Source organism: Nocardia brasiliensis ATCC 700358 (genome assembly GCF_000250675.2).
Taxonomy (GTDB): domain Bacteria; phylum Actinomycetota; class Actinomycetes; order Mycobacteriales; family Mycobacteriaceae; genus Nocardia; species Nocardia brasiliensis_B.
In genome coordinates, this window is the sequence record NC_018681.1 from 7,386,112 (window position 1) to 7,402,820 (window position 16,709).

Sequence of the window (16,709 nt, forward strand, 5' to 3'; positions counted from 1 at the left end):
AGAATGATTCGTTCGCTGAGCAGCGCCGCCGTGGCGGGCGTCATCGCGTTGAGCCTGGCCGGCTGCGGCTCGGACGACAAGGCCGCGCCCGCGGACGGGAGCGGGATCGGCGGCACCGTCACGGTGTTCGCCGCGGCCTCGCTGACCGAGACCTTCACCGCACTCGGCAAGCAGTTCGAGGCCGCACACCCCGGCGTCAAGGTGGTCTACAGCTTCGGCGCCAGTTCGGCGCTGGCCGAGCAGATCAACCAGGGTGCGCCCGCCGACGTCTTCGCCTCGGCCGCGCCGAAGAACATGCAGCAGGTCAAGGACAAAGGAGAGGTGACCGTCGCGCCGGTCACCTTCGTACGCAACCGGCTCGAGATCGCGGTTCCCAAGGGCAATCCCGGCCATATCACCGGCCTGGCCGACTTCGGCAAGACCGAACCGAAGCTCGCGCTCTGCGCCGAACAGGTGCCGTGCGGCGCCGCCGCCAAAACAGTCTTCGAAGCCGCGGGCGTCACCCCGCAGCCCGACACCCGCGAAGCCGACGTGAAAGCGGTGCTGACCAAGGTCAAGCTGGGTGAGGTCGATGCGGCGCTGGTCTACCGGACCGATGTGCGGGCGGCGGGCGACCAGGTGGCAGGCATCGACTTCGCGGAGTCGGGCAAAGCGATCAACGACTATCCGGTCGCACCGCTCGCGCATGCCCCCAACGCGGCCGCGGCCGCCGCGTTCGTCGAGTTCGTGCAGTCGCCGCAGGCCCGCGCCGTGTTCACCGAGGCGGGATTCGACAACCCGTGACCCGGACGGCGCGGCGGACGGCCACGGGGCGGCGACCGCTCGTCCTGCTGCTGCCCGCACTGTGCGCGCTGGCCTTCTTGCTGGTGCCGCTGCTCGGCCTGCTGTGGCGGACGCCGTGGCGTGGCCTGCCGGATCGCCTCTTCAACGCCGAAGTCGGTCAGGCCCTGCAACTTTCGCTGGTGTGCGCGAGCCTGGCGACGGTGCTCTGCCTGGTGTTCGGCGTACCGCTGGCGTGGCTGCTCGCGCGCGGCGACCTGCCGGGACGCGGGGTGCTCCGCGCCCTGGTGACGGTGCCGCTGGTGCTGCCGCCGGTGGTCGGCGGCGTCGCGCTGCTGCTCGTGCTGGGCAGGCGCGGGCTGATCGGGCGGTATCTGTACGAATGGTTCGGCGTCTCACTACCTTTCACGACCGCCGGGGTGATCGTCGCGGAAGCCTTCGTCGCGATGCCGTTCCTGGTGATCTCGGTGGAAGGCGCGCTGCGGGCGGCGGATCCCCGTTTCGAGGAGGCGGCGGCCACCCTGGGGGCCTCGCGCTGGCTGACCTTCCGGCGGGTCACGCTGCCCTCGGTGCTGCCCGGCGTCGTCGCGGGCGGGGTGCTGTGCTGGGCGCGGGCGCTCGGCGAATTCGGGGCCACGATCACCTTCGCAGGAAACTTCCCCGGCAAGACCACCACCATGCCGCTCGCGGTCTATCTCGCCCTGGAATCCGACCCAGAGGACGCGATCGTGCTCAGCCTGGTGCTGCTCACCGTGTCGGTGGCGGTGCTGGTCGCCTTGCGCGAGCGGTGGATTCGAGGCGCGGTATGAGCCTGGACGCCGAACTGCGGGTCACCCGCGGACAATTCGAGCTGGACCTGCGGTTGTCCGTGGCGCCCGGTGAAGTCGTCGCCCTGCTCGGACCCAACGGCGCGGGCAAGACCACCGCACTGCGGGCGCTGGCGGGGCTGACGCCGCTGACCGCCGGTGCGCTGCGGGTCGGCGAGAACGTCTGGGACGCACCGCCGAAGGTGTTCGTGCCCGCCGAACGCCGCGAGGTCGGCGTGGTGTTCCAGGACTATCTGCTGTTCGGCCACCTCAGCGCCGTGGACAACGTCGCGTTCGGGTTGCGGGCGCGCGGCAGCCGGCGCGCGGCAGCCCGGGAACGGGCCGCACAGTGGCTGGACCGGGTCGGGCTCGCCGAGCAGGCGCACGCGAAACCGCGTGCGCTGTCCGGCGGGCAGGCGCAGCGCGTCGCGCTGGCGCGGGCGCTGGCCACCGAACCCGCGCTGCTGCTCCTGGACGAGCCGCTGGCCGCGCTCGACGCGAGCACCCGGCTGCGTGTGCGCGCCGACCTGGCCCATCACCTCGCCGACTACCCGGGCCACACCGTGCTCGTCACGCACGACCCGCTCGACGCCATGGTGCTGGCCGACCGGCTGATCATCCTCGAGCACGGCCGGGTCGTACAGGAGGGTGCGCCGAGCGAGGTCGCCCGGCGGCCGCGCTCCGACTACGTGGCAAACCTGGTGGGCCTCAACCTGTATCGCGGCCGAGCCGAGGGCACCACGGTCCAACTCGACGCGGGCGGCAGCCTCACCGTCGCCGAACCCGGCACCGGCCCGGTGCACGTGGCCTTCCCGCCCACCGCCGTCAGCCTGCACCCCGAACAACCCGCCGGCAGCCAGCGCAACACCTGGCCCGTCACCATCGCCGGCCTGGAACAGCACGCGCACACCATCCGGGTCCGCCTCGACGGCGCCCCACCCGTCCTCGCCGACGTCACCCCCGCCACCGTCGCCGACCTGCGCCTGCAACCAGGCACCCGGCTCTGGGCCGCGGTAAAAGCCACCGAAACACACACCTATCCGTCCTGAATCGCGGTACAACGAAGGTCCGAGCAGGCGCTCCGCCGAGCCGAGCGCATAATCGGTGCGCAATGTCCACGGCGTGTCGCACACCCGAAAAGGCTTGAGCGCCAAAACTTGTCGGTACCGGCTGGCACGCTGCGTGCCATGCCGAGCCTCCGCCACGAAGCCCCACTCGAGTTGCTGCGTCACAACCCCCTGCTGGCCGCCGCGCTCCTGGCGGGTACCGGCATTCCACTCGCCGCCGACACCCACGCCACCATCACCGACAGCAACCTCAGCACCTGCGAACCACCCGAGTACCTCGCCGACGCCGTCACCCTGCTCGAAGGCGCGCACGGCAAACTCGCGGTCATCACCGAATCCCAGTCCGCGCCACCGAAACGCCGCAAGCGCAGAGCGTGGCCCGCGTACGTCGCCGTCGCCCAGGCCCAGCACAAATGCGATGCCGTCCTGGTCGTCATCGCGGACAGCCCCGCCACCGCACGCGCCTGCCGCCACACCGTGCGCACCGGGCACCCCGGTTTCGATCTGACCCCCATCGTCATCGGCCCGCACAACACCCCCGACCCGAACAGCTCCGCCTTCCGTACCGCCACACCCGAACTCACCGTCCTGGCCACCCTCACCCACGCCCTCGATCTGGACGATGACGCCACCCGGCGCATGGTTCTCGACAACCTCGCCGACCTCGATCGGGAGACCCGGAACACCTACACTCGTTTTGTCCGGCATGCCGCCTCGGACGCGGCCACCAAAGCCCTGGAGGAACTCATGGCCAGCTCCATCTACCGCGACGAATTCATGGACGGCCTGCTGGATCAGGGGCGCGCCGAAGGCGAGGCGAAATCGCTGCTGCGAATTCTCGCCGTGCGCCGCTTCCCCGTCCCCGACGACCTCCACACCCGCATCATGGCCTGCACCGACACCGAACAGCTGGAGAGCTGGATCGAGCGCGCCGTGGTCGCCGAATCGCTGGCGGCAGTCTTCGACCTCTGACGTCGAGACTTCGGGACGAGCAGGGCATCGACGGCGGCAACCGTGCGAATCCGTGTTAACTTAGACGAGAATCGCAGGTAACTTAAGTTGATCGGAGAGGGCTATGGGGTCCGCCGTAATCGTTGATGTGGTGCGCACGCCGTCGGGCAAGGGCAAGGCCGGGGGTGGGCTCGCCGACGTGCATCCGGCGACCTTGCTGGCGGGGGTGTTGCGCGAGCTGGTGGCGCGCAACGACCTGGACCCGGCGCTGATCGACGACGTGGTCGGCGGGTGCGTGACGCAGAGCGGCGAGCAGGCGTTCAACATCAGCCGGACGGCGGCGCTCGCCGCGGGCTTCCCGGAGTCGGTGCCCGCCACGACGGTGGATCGGCAGTGCGGGTCGAGTCAGCAGGCGGCGCACTTCGCGGCGCAGGGGGTGATCTCGGGGGCGTACGACATCGCCATCGCCTGCGGTGTGGAGTCGATGAGCCGCGCACCGATGTTCTCCAACGCACAGGGCAAGGATCCGAACCAGGGCCCGCTGGCCCACCGCTACCCCGAAGGCCTTGTGCAGCAAGGGATCGCGGCCGAGGTGATCAGCGCGCGCTGGAAGTTCGACCGGGCCGCGCTGGACGAGTTCGCCGCGCGCTCGCACCGGCTGGCCGCCGAGACGGCCGCCGCGGGCGGTTTCGACCACGAACTGCTCGCGGCGGGCACGTTGACCGCGGACGAGACGATCCGCCCCAGCACCACCGCCGCGGGTCTGGCCGCACTGCGGCCCGCGTTCGTGGACGACCAGTTCACCCGGCGCTTCCCGGAGATCGAATGGTCCATCACGCCGGGCAACTCGTCGCCGCTGACCGACGGCGCCTCGGCCGCGTTGATCATGAGCGAGGCGGCGGCGACCAAGCTGGGCCTGCGCCCCCGCGCCCGCTTCCACTCCTTCGCCGTGGTCGGCGACGATCCGCTGCTGATGCTCACCGCGGTCGTGCCCGCCACCCGCAAGGCGCTGTCGCGGGCGGGGCTGAGCATCGACGAGATCGACGCCTACGAGGTGAACGAGGCGTTCGCCCCGGTACCGCTGGTGTGGCAGCACGAACTCGGCGCGGACCCCGCCAAACTGAACCCGCGCGGCGGCGCGATCGCCCTCGGTCACCCGCTCGGCGCGTCGGGCACCCGCATCCTGGCCACCCTGGTGAATCATCTCGAACAGACCGGCGGCCGCTTCGGTCTGCAGACCATGTGCGAGGCGGGCGGGCTGGCCAACGCCACGATCATCGAGCGGCTCGGATGACGCCCGCTGGTCTGGATCTTGCTGCGCTGCAACAATATTTCGAGAAGCACGTCCCGGACACCGCGGGCCCGCTGACCGCGACCCTGTTGCAGGGCGGCAAGTCGAATCTCACCTATCGGTTGAGCGACGGCACGCATGACTGGGTGCTGCGCCGTCCGCCGCTCGGGCCGCTCACCCCGACCGCGCACGATATGGCCCGCGAGTACCGCGTCGTCGCGGCCCTGCGCGACACGAATGTTCCGGTCGCGCAGGCCATCGCGCTGTGCGAGGACCCCGCGGTGCTCGGCGTCCCGTTCACGGTGGTCTCGTTCGTGGACGGCCTGGTTCTGCAGGACGGCGACCAGACGGCCGCACTCACCACCGAGCAGGCGCGGGCCACGGGCAACGCCCTCGTGGATACCCTCGCCGCCTTGCACGCGGTCGACTACGCCGCCGTCGGTCTCGACGAATTCGGCCGTCCCGCAGGCTATCTGGCCCGGCAGGTGAAACGCTGGCGCGGCCAATGGGATCGGGTCGCCACCCGGGAACTCGACGCCCTGGACCGGCTCACCGAGGCCCTGCGGCGCACGGTGCCCGAGCAGGCGGCCGAGACCATCGTGCACGGCGACTATCGCCTGGACAACACCATCGTGGACCGCACCGACCCCGGCCGGATCGCCGCGGTCGTCGACTGGGAGATGGCCACGCTCGGCGACCCGCTCGCCGATCTCGGCCTGCTGCAGGTCTATTGGGACAATCGCTGTGAGCCGGTGCTCGGCGTCCGGCATGCCCCGAGCGCGAATCCCGGCTTCCCCAGCAGCGACGAGGTGGCCGAACGATATGCGGCCGCAACCGGTTTCGCCCTCGATCGGCTGCCGTTCTATCGCGCGCTCGGCTATTTCAAGCTGGCGGTCATCGCCGAGGGCATCCATCAGCGCTTCCTCGCGGGCAAGACCGTCGGCGACGGTTTCGCCACGATCGGCGCGGCCGTGCCGCTGCTGCTCGACATCGGCCTGGAGACCCTCGGATGAGCGAGACCCGCAGCGCGCTGGTCACCGGCGGTTCTCGCGGCATCGGCGCCGAGGTGGCGCGCCGGCTGGCCGCCGAGGGTTACCACCTCACCATCGCGGCGCGTAACAAGGACACGCTCGACGAGACGGCGCACCGCCTGCACGCGGAAACGGGCGTCGCGGTGAATCCCGTTGTCGCGCAGATGCACGACCCCGCGCAGGTGTGGGAACTGGTGCGGGCGCACGCGGACCGCTTCGACGGCCTGCACGCGCTGGTGCTCAGCGCGGGCACCGGCACCGCGGGCACGGTCGCCGAGATGCCGCCGAAAACTTATGAGCGAATGCTGGACGTGAACTTCCGTGCTCCCCTGACGCTCATCCAGTCCGCGCTCCCCCTGCTCCGCAAGAGCGCCGCCGACGACCCGCACCGTGGCGCGAAAATCGTTGCGCTCGCCTCCATCACCGGCGTCGCGGGCGAAGCGGGCTTGGCCGCGTACGGCGCGACCAAGGCCGCGTTGATCTCGCTCTGCGAAACCGTTTCGCTGGAAGAGTCCGAGAACGGCGTCAGCGCGACCGCGATCTCCCCCGGCTATGTCGACACCGATATGACGGCGTGGAAACGCGACGTGCTCGCGCCGTCGGCGATGCTGACCACCGGGGATATCGCCGAACTGGTGCTGGCGATCACCCGGCTGTCCCGCAATGCCGTGGTGCCCAACATCGTCGTCTCCCGTGCGGGTGCGCAGCTCTGGCGAGCCTAGCGGCGGGGTGATCTGGGCCTCAGCGGCCCGGCGACCGGGTGTCGCGGCGTTACGCTCATCGGTGTCCGATCGTGGGACGACATGGGAAGGTGCCCGATGGCGAAGGTCTTCGCACATCTCGATGACGCACTCCGCAAGTTCATCGGCGAGCAATCGATGTTCTTCGTGGCTACCGCACCATCCGAGGGCGGCCGGGTGAACCTGTCTCCCAAGGGTTATCGCGATACCTTCGCGGTGCTCGACGAGCACACCTTCGCCTATCTCGATCTCTACGGCAGCGGCGCGGAGACCATCGCGCACCTGCGCGACAACGGCCGGATCACCATCATGTTCTGCTCGTTCACCCGCACTTCGAAGATCCTGCGGCTCTTCGGCACCGGTCGGCTCGTCCGGCCCGACTCCGCCGAATTCGACACGCTGCGACCGCATTTCGGGCTGCAGCATCCGGGCCTGCGCGGTGTCATCGTGGTCAGCATCGACCGGATCGCCGACTCGTGCGGGTATTCGGTCCCCTATCTCGAACTCGTCGACGAGCGCCCGGTGCTGGACGCGTTGCACGACCGCCGCGGCGACGACGACTTCGCCAAGCGCATCGCGGGCGACAACGCGACCAGCATCGATGGCCTACCCGCCTTGGCGCCGGACCACCCGTTGCCGTCCGCGATCGTGCGCTAGACACCGGCCACGAGATCCGGGATCACCGCGGTCGCGGTGCGTATGCTCGCCCGCATGCGACTGAGCACCCGTAACCAACTGGACGGCACGGTCATCTCGATCACCCGGGGCGAGGCCATGGCCGTGGTCCGGGTCCGCCTCGCGGGCGGCGACGAGATCACCTCCTCGATCACCCGGGACGCCGTCGACGATCTGGCACTCACCGACGGCGCCCGGGTCAAGGTGCTGGTGAAATCGACCGAGGTCACCCTCGGCGTCGAATAGCCGCTAGCGCGCCGTCGGCACCGGCGTCAGTTCCGCCAGCTCGCGCTGGACCACCCGGTCGTGCGCAGCGGCGGCGGCCGCGGCCCGCTTCGGCGACCAGTGCCCGGCCATCAGGAAGACGAACGGCAGGAACGCGACCTGCGCGAGCAGGCAGATCCACCACCAGCGGGCCCACTGCTCCGGCGAATCGGCTTTGGCCTGCTGCACCTCTTTCCCGTGCGCGGCCAGGTACGCCTGGTCGGCGGCGGGGATGGTGCCGACCGTCTCCAGCTGTGCCCGTGCCTGGATCAGCTTCGGGCCCACGGCGGTCGCGCCGGCCAGTTCGGCGGGCGGGATCTGCTGGACCGCGGTGAGCCGGGCGATCGCCTGATCCGGCGGAATACCGAACTTCCGGGCGACCTGACCCACCGCCGCGAGTCCCGCGGTGGCGTCGGCCGGGTTCGCGGCGAGCGCGGCCTGGGTGGCGGGTTCGATCGCCTGCAGCGTCGCGAGCTCGTCCGGGTAGCGGGCGTCGAGCGCGAACGCCGCCTGGATCTCGGCGGGTGTGGCCCCGGTCAGCTTCGTCAGCGCCGCCAGCTGGGCCGCCTGGTCGTTCGGGTCTTTGCCCAGTGCCGCCAGGGTTTCCGGTCCCACCTGCTGGATCGTGGCCAGCTGAGGACCGTAGCGCGTCTGTATCTCGTGCAACCGCGGACCGTGGTTGACCAGCGGCCCCGCCGCGTTCACCACCACGAGCAGCCCGAACAGCACCACGGTGACCACGCCGCGCAGCATCCCGCCCCACACCGCGAGACCCACCGCGGTCGCCGCTGGATTGCGCTGCTCGACCGTCTCGGTGAAGCTCGCCATCCAGGTGGAGTAGGCGATGCCCGTGCCGACCGCGATGAGGGCGAACACCCAGGCGAAGGTGTAGTAACCGGTGTCCGGGTCGTCGGTGTACCCGATGAACAGATACATGCCGACGATGCTGAGCACCGCGCCGGCGATCATGAACGGCTTGCGCACCTTGAGATAGTCCGAGGCGACACCGGCCACCACGAGCGCCACCGCGTTGGCGGTCCAGTACCAGTTGCCCAGCGCGTTCGCCTTGGCCGGGCTGAAGCCGAAGTTGGTCGCCATATAGACGGTCAGGAACGACACGATCGTGTAGAAGAACGCCAGGAACAGGCTGATCCCGAACGCCGAGCCGACGATGTCCAGGTGCAGCATCTGGCGCCACTGCCCCTGCTCGAGCCTGCGCACATCCAACCCCCGCGCCCGCGCCTCGACGAGCGCCCGGTCGCGCAGCGACACCATGATCTGGTCGCGTAGCGGTGGGCTGAGCTCACGCAGGCCGACCACCGCGAACACCGCGATGACGAGACAGATCACGCCGCAGAGCCGGTAGTGATACTGCCAGTCGGGGTGCGCGTCGAGCGTCCTGGTGGAGATGCCGGTGGTGACCAGCGCGCCGATCACCGGGCCGAGGGTCCAGAAGCCCATCGCCGAGGCCCGGCCGAGCTGCGGCGAGAAGTCCCGGATGAGCGCGGGCGTGGCCACCAGCACCGCGCCCTCGACGACGCTCACCACACAGTAGACGAAGAGATACTGCTCCTTCGTCGTGGTCGCGGGCACCGCGAACAGCGTCAGCAGCGAGCAGATCACCACGCCGTAGGCAACGATGTTCGCGCGCCCCCAGCGGTCGAGCACCCCGGCCAGCACCGAGGCCACGGCACCGAAGGCCGCGCCGATGATGAAGATCCAGACGAAGTAGGCGAACGACAGCTCGAAGTAGGCGATCAGTTCGTTGCCCACCGCGCCGGTGACGAACAACTGGTAGTAGAGCGCGATCGAGGTGATGACGACGACCGTCAGGTACCAGGAGCGGGCGGGGGTGTCGGGATAGTGCGGTAGCTTGCGCTGCCACAGCCCGGTGAGGAGCGTCGGTGGGGCTGCGGTCCGGGTCGAACTCATGGTCGAGATGCCTTTCTGACCACGGCATCTCGGCTGGATCTACGGCGATCCAGCACCGAGGGAGCCGGGTGGCAACAGGGTAGTGATGGGTATCACCACACGCAGGCATTTCCCGGCACGAGACCGAAACGTGTTCCAGTTTCGAAAGGTGGGACGAAATATCTGAATGCTCGCTGCGCACACCCGCATTCGGCGTCACGCAAAACATCGCAGCTCCACGGATATCACCGGAAAACTCGACAGTTTCCCCGGCGGACGCAATCGCCCCGAAATAGCCCGGCGCCTACCGCGTTTCGCGGCAGGCGCCGATCGGCGTCAGAGGTGGGCGCCGCAGACCGGCCAGGCGCCGGCGCCCTGGGTGGCGAGCACGTTCTCGGCGACCCGGATCTGCTCGGCCCGGCTCGCATTGCTCGGCCGGCCGACACCGCCGTTGGCCTCCCAGGTGCTCTGGGTGAACTGCAGCCCGCCGGAGAATCCGTTACCGGTCTCGATGGCCCAGTTGCCGCCACTCTCGCACTGCGCGACAGCATCCCAGTTGTGCGCGGAGGCGGTGGCGGTGGACAGGCCGAACGGGACGAGGACGAAAGCGCCGAGCGCGGCGGTGAGGCCGAGGGCACGAGCGCTGAACTTGCTGTTGAGCGACATAGAAGTTTCCTGCCTGCGCCCACCGGCACGACCATCGAGGTCGCGTCCCTGCCCCCAGGTAGGTCGGGGATCCTCGGACCGCGGGACAGGGTTACCGGCGTTCAACGGTCCGAGTTCGAGCCCGTCTTCGATCGGGCTCCGGCGACGGTAGCGAAGAATTCGCTGCAAATCACGTGGTGATCACGGACGAATTGCCGGGACAAACTGAGAGGACATTGCTATTTCCCGTTCCGAGCAGCCGGAAAGGTTCATACGAGCGTTCAGTTATCGTTACGTTATGTGCCCGAGATCACAGCGAAATTGTGTTTCCGCTCGCAACGTCCGGTGACGAGTCCCGGTCAGCGGGACGCCGCCACGCCGACGCCCCTACTTGCCGTGGGCGCGCAACTGGTAGAGACCTTCGGTTTCCGCGACGACCACCCCGGCGGCGTCGGTGACCACGGCCCGCAGCGTGAAGTCGGACTTTCCGTTCGCGGCGGCCTCGGCCTCGATCCGGGCGATCTCCGCGTCGGACAGGGTCGCCTCGGCCCGCACGCCGGTCTTGGCCGGCTTGCGGAAGTACACGTGCAGGTCCTTCACCAGCGGGTAGTACGCGGAGTTGTCGAAGGTCGCGATGGCGATCGCACCGCCGAGGATCTCCGCGACCGTGAACAGCACCCCGGCGTACATCGCGCCGAAGTGGTTGCCGTTGCCCTCGACCGGCACCGTCGTCGCCGCGAAGCCACGGCGCACCTCGGCCGCCGTGATCCCCATCCGGTGCGCGACCGGAATGGTGAATTCCAGCGCTCCGTTGATGATTTCGGTGAACGGCGGGGTCGCCACGTCGTCGGTCATATCGCACCAGTCCCTTCGCACGCCGGGCGCGACGCACCTGGTCGCCGCCCATCCGGCCTCAGCAAAGGGTAAACCGGACCTGGCGCGCCACCGGCACCGACATCGCCGCCGATTCCCGTCCGCCGAGGCATACTGCGCTGTGCCATGGGCATACCGCACGAGTCGCCGCCGCGACCGGCGGGCGAAGCACCAGGCCGCCGCTGCCGGAAACGGTTCACCAACGGCGCACCCGTCGGGAAAGGGAAACCATGACTGAACTGCGCAGGGCAGCAACGGTGTTGGCGGCGTTGGCGTTCGCCGCAGTGTCAGCGGTGGCCGCGCCCGCGGCCCAGGCCGCGCCGGTGTGCGCGGGCGCCGGGCAACCGACCGTTCCGGCCGCGGCACTGCCCGGTGCACTGGAGGGGCTGACCGTCGACGCGCGCGGCCGGGCGTTCACCACCGACCTGGCGACCGGCCGGGTCTACCGGATCGACGCTCCGGGTGCGGTCCCGGTGCCGATCGCGACCGTGCCGAGCGGCGGCGGGGGCGCACTGGCCTGGACACCGGCGGGCACACTGCTCGTCGGCTACGGTGCGGACGCGCGCGTGTTCGCGGGGGACGCGCTGCGGCAGGCCGGCATCGTCGAACTCGATCCGGACACCGGCGCGCTCACCCCGTTCGCGGCCGGACTCAGCGCGGCCAACGGCATGGACGTCGCGCAGGACGGAACGGTATACGCCACCAATGATTTCGGTGCGCTGATCGGCCGGGTGTATCCGAACCGCGTGGTGCAGGCAGATTGGGCGACGTTCCCGAGCGCGAACGGCGCGGTGCTCGGCAAGGACGACGAATACCTGTACGTAGGAAGGACATTCGCCAACCCGGGGGTGAGCCGGATTCCGACGGCGAACCCGGGCGCACCCCAGTCGCTGCTCGATCTGGGCGGCGCCGACGCGCTGGCCGCACCGGACGGGCTGACCTTGGATTCGCTGGACCGGCCGGTGGTTCCGCTGAACACCGCGGGACAGGTGATCCGCATCGACGCGCCGAATCAGTACTGCGTGCTCGGCGGCGGCAATCCGCTGACGAGCGTGCTCACCTACGGCCGCGGCACGGCGGGCTTCTCGGCGGGCCGGTTGTTCGGGGCCACGTTCACCGGCGTGATCTATGAGATCCCCGGTGGTTTCGACCCGGACGCCACCACCGCGACCCCCTGAACCCCCGCGCGCCAGACCCGTGACGACTGCTGCCGGAACGCGACGCCGGGCATAGGATGGCCCCGTATCGCTGAGCACCACACGATCGTCCATGCAGCACATGGAGGTACGGTTTGGCTTCGCGCACCAGGTTCCTGATCGCCACCGCGTTCGTCGCCGCGGTGATTCTCGTGGCCTGCGGTGTGCTCTACGCCGTCCGGCACACCGGAGAAGCCGACGCCGCGCACGTGTGCCCCGAGGACGCGGCCTCCTCCGATCCCGGCTGGATGTCGTCGAACACCGACGTGGACGCCGCGTTCGACGAACATCCGTTCGTCGGCAACGGCTATCTCGGGCTGCGTGTCCCGCCCCGCGGCACCGGCTACGCGCTCACCGGCGAGCCCTCCGGCTGGCCGCTGTACACGCCGCGCTACGACGGCGCCTTCGTCGCCGGGTTGTACGGGCACACACCGGGACTGGCCGACGATCGGGAAGTCGCCGCGGCGATCCCGAACTGGTCCACGCTCACCGTCGGCGCCGGCGACGACACGTTCTCCACCGCGACACCCGCCGCGCAGATCACGAAGTTCGCGCAGACGCGCTACCTGCGCTGTGGGCTGGTGCGTACAACGCTCACCTGGACCGCCCGTGACGGCAAGGCCACCGACCTGGTGTACGAGGTGCTCGCCGACCGCGCCGACCAGCATGTCGGCGCGGTCCACCTGACCGTGGTGCCGCACTGGTCCGGCGAACTCACCGTGACCGATCGCCTGGACGGCGCCGGAGCGCGCAGGCTCACCCCCGTCGACGCCGGCGCGCGCGGCGACGGCATCGGCGTCGGTTTCCGCACCGAGGGCACCAGCGTGCCCGGCGAGGTCGCCTCGGTGTTGCGCACCGGACATCCCGTGCAGGCCGGACCGGCCCGCGAACTCACCGCGGAACAGCAGAGCAAGTTCCCGGTCGAGGCCGGGAAGTCTTATGCGATAACCAAATTCGTCGGCGTGGACACCCAGCTCACCGCGCCCGAGCCCGCCGCCGCGGCGCGCGCCGCCGCCCGCCGTGCCGCGGACAAGGGCTGGCCGGAACTGCTGGCCGGTACGGCCGCGCTCTGGCGCGCTCTGTGGCGCGGTGACATCGAGACACCCGACGCCCCCGAAATGCAGAACTGGGTGCGCGGCGCGCTCTATTCGTTGTACGCGGCCACGAATCCCGAACAGGACAACAGCATTTCACCGGTCGGGCTGAGCAGCGACAACTACGCGGGCGCGGTGTTCTGGGACGCCGATATCTGGATGTTCCCCGCCCTCCTGCAATTCGCGCCCGAACTCGCGCGATCCGTGGTGGAGTACCGCTACAAGACGCTGCCCGCCGCGCAGGCCAACGCCGCACAGCTCGGCTTGCGCGGCGCGTTCTATCCCTGGACCAGCGCGAGCCGGGGCGCGCTGGCCGAGTGCCATAGCTGGGATCCGCCCCACTGCTTGACCCAGATCCACCTGCAAGGCGATATCTCGCTCGCCGCGTGGCAGTACTACCTGGCCACCGCCGACACCGGCTACCTGCGCGAGCGCGGCTGGCCGATCATGCGAAACCTCGCCGAGTTCTGGGCCTCCCGGGTGACGCCGAACGAGGACGGCAGCTATTCGATCGAAAACGTCGCGGGCCCGGACGAATACAGCAACGGCGTGCGCGACGGCGCCTACACCAACGCGGTGGCCGCACTGGCGCTGCGCAATGCGACCCGCGCCGCGCAGCTCCTCGGCGCGCCCGCCCCGCCCGAATGGGTGGCCATCGCCGATCGGCTGCGCATGCCGTTCGACGCCGAACGGCAGATCTTCGCCCAGTACGACGGATACGCGGGCACACCGATCAAACAGGCGGACACCGTCCTGCTCGTCTACCCGCTCGAATGGCCTATGTCGCCGGAGGTTTCGGCCAGGACCTTGGAGTACTACGCCGAGCACACCGATCCCGACGGTCCCGCGATGACCGATTCGGTGCACGCCATCGACGCCGCGACCATCGGCGCCCCCGGCTGCACCACCAACACCTACCTCGAACGCGCCGTGCGCCCGTTCATGCGCGCGCCGTTCGGGCAGTTCGCCGAGGCGCGCGGCAACAAGGTAGGGGTCAAGGACGCGCTGGCGGGCGCGCCCGCCTTCACTTTCGGCACGGCCGCGGGCGGTTTCCTGCAAACCTTCACCAACGGTCTGCTCGGCCTGCGCCAGCGCGCCGACGAGATACGGGTCGATCCGATGCTGCCGCCGGAGCTGAGCACCGGCCTGCACCTACGCGGAATACGCTGGCAGGGCCGGACTTTCGACGCCGAACTGGGTCCCGATCAGACCAGGGTCATCCTGAAAGACGGTGCGGCCATGCAGGTGCGGACGCCGACCGGCGTCGTGACGGTCACCCGGGACGAGCCGCTGACCCTGCCGACCCGCCGCCCGGACCGCACTCCCACCGACAACCTCGCCCGCTGCAAATCCGTCACGGCAAGCGCCGAGGAGCCGGGGCGCTACGCCGACGCCGCGGTCGACGGCAGCGTCGGCACCGGCTGGGCGCCGGGCGCCGGACCGGCCACCTACACCGTCGACCTCGGCACCGAATCACCGGTGGGCCGGATACTTCCGCGCTGGTCCGGACCGGCGCCGGCGGCCACCTTCGAGGCCGCGCCGGACAATCACACCTGGACGGCGGTCGGCCTCGATCCGGCCACCGGCGCGCCCACCCGCCCAGTCACGACCCGCTATCTGCGCCTGACCCTGCCCGCCACCGACCCGGCCGCCCGGCCGGACCTGCGGGAGCTCGAGATCTACGCCGCACAACGGTGAACGGCGGCGCGTCCCTTCGGCTATTCGGCGGTTACCCGTAATAGTTGACGGCGATGGCTACCGAGACAGAGAAGACATCGACCACGCCGGATCTGCGGCTCATCGGCATCGGCGTCACCGCGGTGGTGGCGGCCGCCGGGTGGGCTGCCCTGGGCAAGGACAATTTCGGCTCCGCCTCCGAGACCGCACTGAACTGGGTGCTCGGCAACTTCGACTGGTTGTTCGTGGTGTCCGCCGACGTCTTCCTGGTGCTCTGCGTGGTGATCGCGGTCAGCCGGTTCGGCCGGATCCGGCTCGGCAAGGACGACGACGAACCGGAATTCAGCAATCTCGCGTGGATCGCGATGATGTTCAGCGCGGGCATGGGCATCGGCCTGATGTTCTACGGGGTCGGTGAACCCCTGCAGCATTTCGTCGAGCCGCCGCCGTCGACGGGCATCGCGCCGCAGACCACCGCGGCCGCCGGTACCGCCCTGCAGTATTCGCTGTTCCATTGGACGCTCACGCCGTGGGCGATCTACGGCATCGTCGGGCTCGCCCTGGCCTACGCGGGGTTCCGGAAGGGGCGCGGCAACCGGCTCTCCGCCGCGTTCGTCCCGCTGCTCGGCGCCCGCCGGGCCGCGGGCTGGGCCGGGCAGGCGATCGATCTGCTCGCCGTGTTCGCCACCGTCTTCGGCACCGCGACCAGCCTCGGGCTCGGCGCGCTCCAGGTCGCCAAGGGTTTGCAGCTCACCGCGAACGCGCCGGACACGGTGACCGTGCAGTTGATCATCATCGGCGCGCTGAGCGCCGCGTTCGTCCTGTCCGCCTTCTCCGGTCTGCACAAGGGCGTCAAATGGTTGTCCACGGTGAACATCGTGCTGGCCGCGCTGCTCATGCTGTTCGTCTTCGTGCTCGGCCCGACGGTCTATGTGCTGGACAGCATTCCGTCGAGTATCGGCAACTATCTGACCAACCTGCTGCCGATGGCCACCAGGACCGGCGCGTACGCCGATTCGGCCTGGCTCGGCAAATGGACGATCTTCTACTGGGCCTGGTGGTTGTCCTGGGCGCCGTTCGTCGGCACCTTCATCGCGCGGATCTCGCGCGGGCGCACCATCCGGGAATTCCTCATCGGGGTGCTGCTGGTACCCAGCGGTGTCACCGTGGTGTGGTTCTGCATCATGGGCGGCAGCGCCATCCGGCTGAGCAGCACCGGCGTCGCCGATCTCGCCGCGAACGCCGGCGACGCGGAGGCCTCGCTGTTCGGCATGCTGGACGCGCTGCCGCTGGGCACGGTCACCTCCTGGGTGTCGATGATCCTGGTGATGACCTACTTCGTCACCAGCGCCGATTCCGCCTCGCTCGTGATGGGCTCGCTGACCAGCCGCGGGGCGCTCAATCCGCCGTCCTGGCTGGTCGTCACCTGGGGCATCCTGATGGCCGGGGTCGCCGCCGTGCTGCTCGTCGCGGGCGGCCTCGGCGCCTTGCAGACCGCGACCATCCTCGTGGCGCTCCCCTTCGTCCTGGTGATGCTCGCGCTGTGCTGGTCGCTGCTGACGGAACTGCGCGAGGACCCGGGCGCGGGCCCCGCCGGCCACCATCCGCTCTACGGACTCCGAGACGCGGTGCGCGCCATGGTCGGTGAGGCGATCAGCGAACGCGAGCCCGCCCGCAAGCTCCGCCGCCGTACGCCGCCACCCTGACC

The 16,709-nt window shown here is 69.8% G+C and carries 14 protein-coding genes and 1 pseudogene; 12 read left to right on the forward strand and 3 right to left on the reverse strand.

Annotation, left to right across the window (positions count from 1 at the left end; all coding sequences use genetic code 11):
- Nucleotides 1–3 precede the first annotated feature (3 nt).
- The 9 genes from modA (at nt 4) to O3I_RS32825 (ending at nt 7,587) form a co-directional block, all read left to right on the forward strand.
- The gene (modA, locus tag O3I_RS32785; RefSeq protein ID WP_014987325.1) at nt 4–783 is read left to right on the forward strand and encodes a molybdate ABC transporter substrate-binding protein; all 780 of its coding nucleotides are present in this window, start codon (nt 4–6) and stop codon (nt 781–783) included.
- Nucleotides 780–1,589 (forward strand): molybdate ABC transporter permease subunit, encoded by an 810-nt coding sequence (gene modB, locus O3I_RS32790; protein ID WP_014987326.1) that lies wholly within the window; start codon nt 780–782, stop codon nt 1,587–1,589. The genes modA and modB overlap by 4 nt, the downstream gene beginning before the upstream one ends.
- Entirely contained in the window at nt 1,586–2,635 is a 1,050-nt protein-coding gene (locus tag O3I_RS32795; protein ID WP_014987327.1) for an ABC transporter ATP-binding protein, read from the forward strand. The genes modB and O3I_RS32795 overlap by 4 nt, the downstream gene beginning before the upstream one ends.
- 138 nt (nt 2,636–2,773) lie before the next feature.
- Entirely contained in the window at nt 2,774–3,625 is an 852-nt protein-coding gene (locus O3I_RS32800; protein WP_014987328.1) for a hypothetical protein, read from the forward strand.
- Between the two features lie 103 nt (nt 3,626–3,728).
- The gene (locus tag O3I_RS32805; RefSeq protein ID WP_014987329.1) at nt 3,729–4,898 is read left to right on the forward strand and encodes a thiolase family protein; all 1,170 of its coding nucleotides are present in this window, start codon (nt 3,729–3,731) and stop codon (nt 4,896–4,898) included.
- Complete coding sequence (locus tag O3I_RS32810; protein ID WP_014987330.1) at nt 4,895–5,908, forward strand: phosphotransferase family protein; 1,014 nt, start codon at nt 4,895–4,897, stop codon at nt 5,906–5,908. Before O3I_RS32805 ends, O3I_RS32810 begins: the two co-directional genes overlap by 4 nt.
- Entirely contained in the window at nt 5,905–6,648 is a 744-nt protein-coding gene (locus tag O3I_RS32815) for an SDR family oxidoreductase (RefSeq protein ID WP_014987331.1), read from the forward strand. Before O3I_RS32810 ends, O3I_RS32815 begins: the two co-directional genes overlap by 4 nt.
- Before the next feature lie 96 nt (nt 6,649–6,744).
- Nucleotides 6,745–7,323, forward strand: a complete 579-nt coding sequence (locus tag O3I_RS32820; RefSeq protein WP_014987332.1) for a pyridoxamine 5'-phosphate oxidase family protein — start codon at nt 6,745–6,747, stop codon at nt 7,321–7,323.
- Between the two features lie 54 nt (nt 7,324–7,377).
- On the forward strand, nt 7,378–7,587 hold the full coding sequence (locus O3I_RS32825; RefSeq protein ID WP_041564666.1) for a TOBE domain-containing protein: 210 nt from the start codon (nt 7,378–7,380) through the stop codon (nt 7,585–7,587).
- A gap of 3 nt (nt 7,588–7,590) precedes the next feature.
- Here O3I_RS32825 and O3I_RS32830 read toward each other — a convergent pair whose 3' ends face one another.
- The 3 genes and pseudogenes from O3I_RS32830 to O3I_RS32840 form a co-directional block, all read right to left on the reverse strand.
- Nucleotides 7,591–9,537 carry an MFS transporter gene (locus O3I_RS32830; RefSeq protein WP_014987334.1) on the reverse strand — a complete coding sequence of 649 codons (1,947 nt, stop codon included), beginning with the start codon at nt 9,535–9,537 and terminating at the stop codon, nt 7,591–7,593.
- A 318-nt stretch (nt 9,538–9,855) separates the two neighbouring features.
- Nucleotides 9,856–10,182, reverse strand: a pseudogene (locus O3I_RS32835) (transglycosylase family protein); the annotation flags it as partial.
- Nucleotides 10,183–10,548: 366 nt separating this feature from the next.
- Entirely contained in the window at nt 10,549–11,016 is a 468-nt protein-coding gene (locus tag O3I_RS32840) for a PaaI family thioesterase (RefSeq protein WP_014987336.1), read from the reverse strand.
- 248 nt (nt 11,017–11,264) lie between these two features.
- Here O3I_RS32840 and O3I_RS32845 point away from each other — a divergent pair, with 248 nt between their 5' ends.
- The 3 genes from O3I_RS32845 to O3I_RS32855 all read left to right on the forward strand — a co-directional run bounded on the left by O3I_RS32845 (nt 11,265) and on the right by O3I_RS32855 (nt 16,707).
- Complete coding sequence (locus O3I_RS32845) at nt 11,265–12,212, forward strand: SMP-30/gluconolactonase/LRE family protein (protein ID WP_041563014.1); 948 nt, start codon at nt 11,265–11,267, stop codon at nt 12,210–12,212.
- A 113-nt stretch (nt 12,213–12,325) separates the two neighbouring features.
- Nucleotides 12,326–15,022 (forward strand): glycosyl hydrolase family 65 protein, encoded by a 2,697-nt coding sequence (locus O3I_RS32850; RefSeq protein WP_014987338.1) that lies wholly within the window; start codon nt 12,326–12,328, stop codon nt 15,020–15,022.
- 53 nt (nt 15,023–15,075) lie between these two features.
- On the forward strand, nt 15,076–16,707 hold the full coding sequence (locus O3I_RS32855; protein ID WP_014987339.1) for a BCCT family transporter: 1,632 nt from the start codon (nt 15,076–15,078) through the stop codon (nt 16,705–16,707).
- The last annotated feature ends 2 nt before the right edge of the window (nt 16,708–16,709 follow it).

Coding starts and splice junctions, on each gene's coding strand:
- modA (WP_014987325.1), top strand. CDS start 4: ATGATTCGTTCGCTGAGCAGCGCCGCCGTGGCGGGCGTCATCGCGTTG.
- O3I_RS32795 (WP_014987327.1), top strand. CDS start 1,586: ATGAGCCTGGACGCCGAACTGCGGGTCACCCGCGGACAATTCGAGCTG.
- O3I_RS32800 (WP_014987328.1), top strand. CDS start 2,774: ATGCCGAGCCTCCGCCACGAAGCCCCACTCGAGTTGCTGCGTCACAAC.
- O3I_RS32805 (WP_014987329.1), top strand. CDS start 3,729: ATGGGGTCCGCCGTAATCGTTGATGTGGTGCGCACGCCGTCGGGCAAG.
- O3I_RS32810 (WP_014987330.1), top strand. CDS start 4,895: ATGACGCCCGCTGGTCTGGATCTTGCTGCGCTGCAACAATATTTCGAG.
- O3I_RS32815 (WP_014987331.1), top strand. CDS start 5,905: ATGAGCGAGACCCGCAGCGCGCTGGTCACCGGCGGTTCTCGCGGCATC.
- O3I_RS32820 (WP_014987332.1), top strand. CDS start 6,745: ATGGCGAAGGTCTTCGCACATCTCGATGACGCACTCCGCAAGTTCATC.
- O3I_RS32825 (WP_041564666.1), top strand. CDS start 7,378: ATGCGACTGAGCACCCGTAACCAACTGGACGGCACGGTCATCTCGATC.
- O3I_RS32830 (WP_014987334.1), bottom strand. CDS start 9,537: ATGAGTTCGACCCGGACCGCAGCCCCACCGACGCTCCTCACCGGGCTG.
- O3I_RS32840 (WP_014987336.1), bottom strand. CDS start 11,016: ATGACCGACGACGTGGCGACCCCGCCGTTCACCGAAATCATCAACGGA.
- O3I_RS32845 (WP_041563014.1), top strand. CDS start 11,265: ATGACTGAACTGCGCAGGGCAGCAACGGTGTTGGCGGCGTTGGCGTTC.
- O3I_RS32855 (WP_014987339.1), top strand. CDS start 15,076: ATGGCTACCGAGACAGAGAAGACATCGACCACGCCGGATCTGCGGCTC.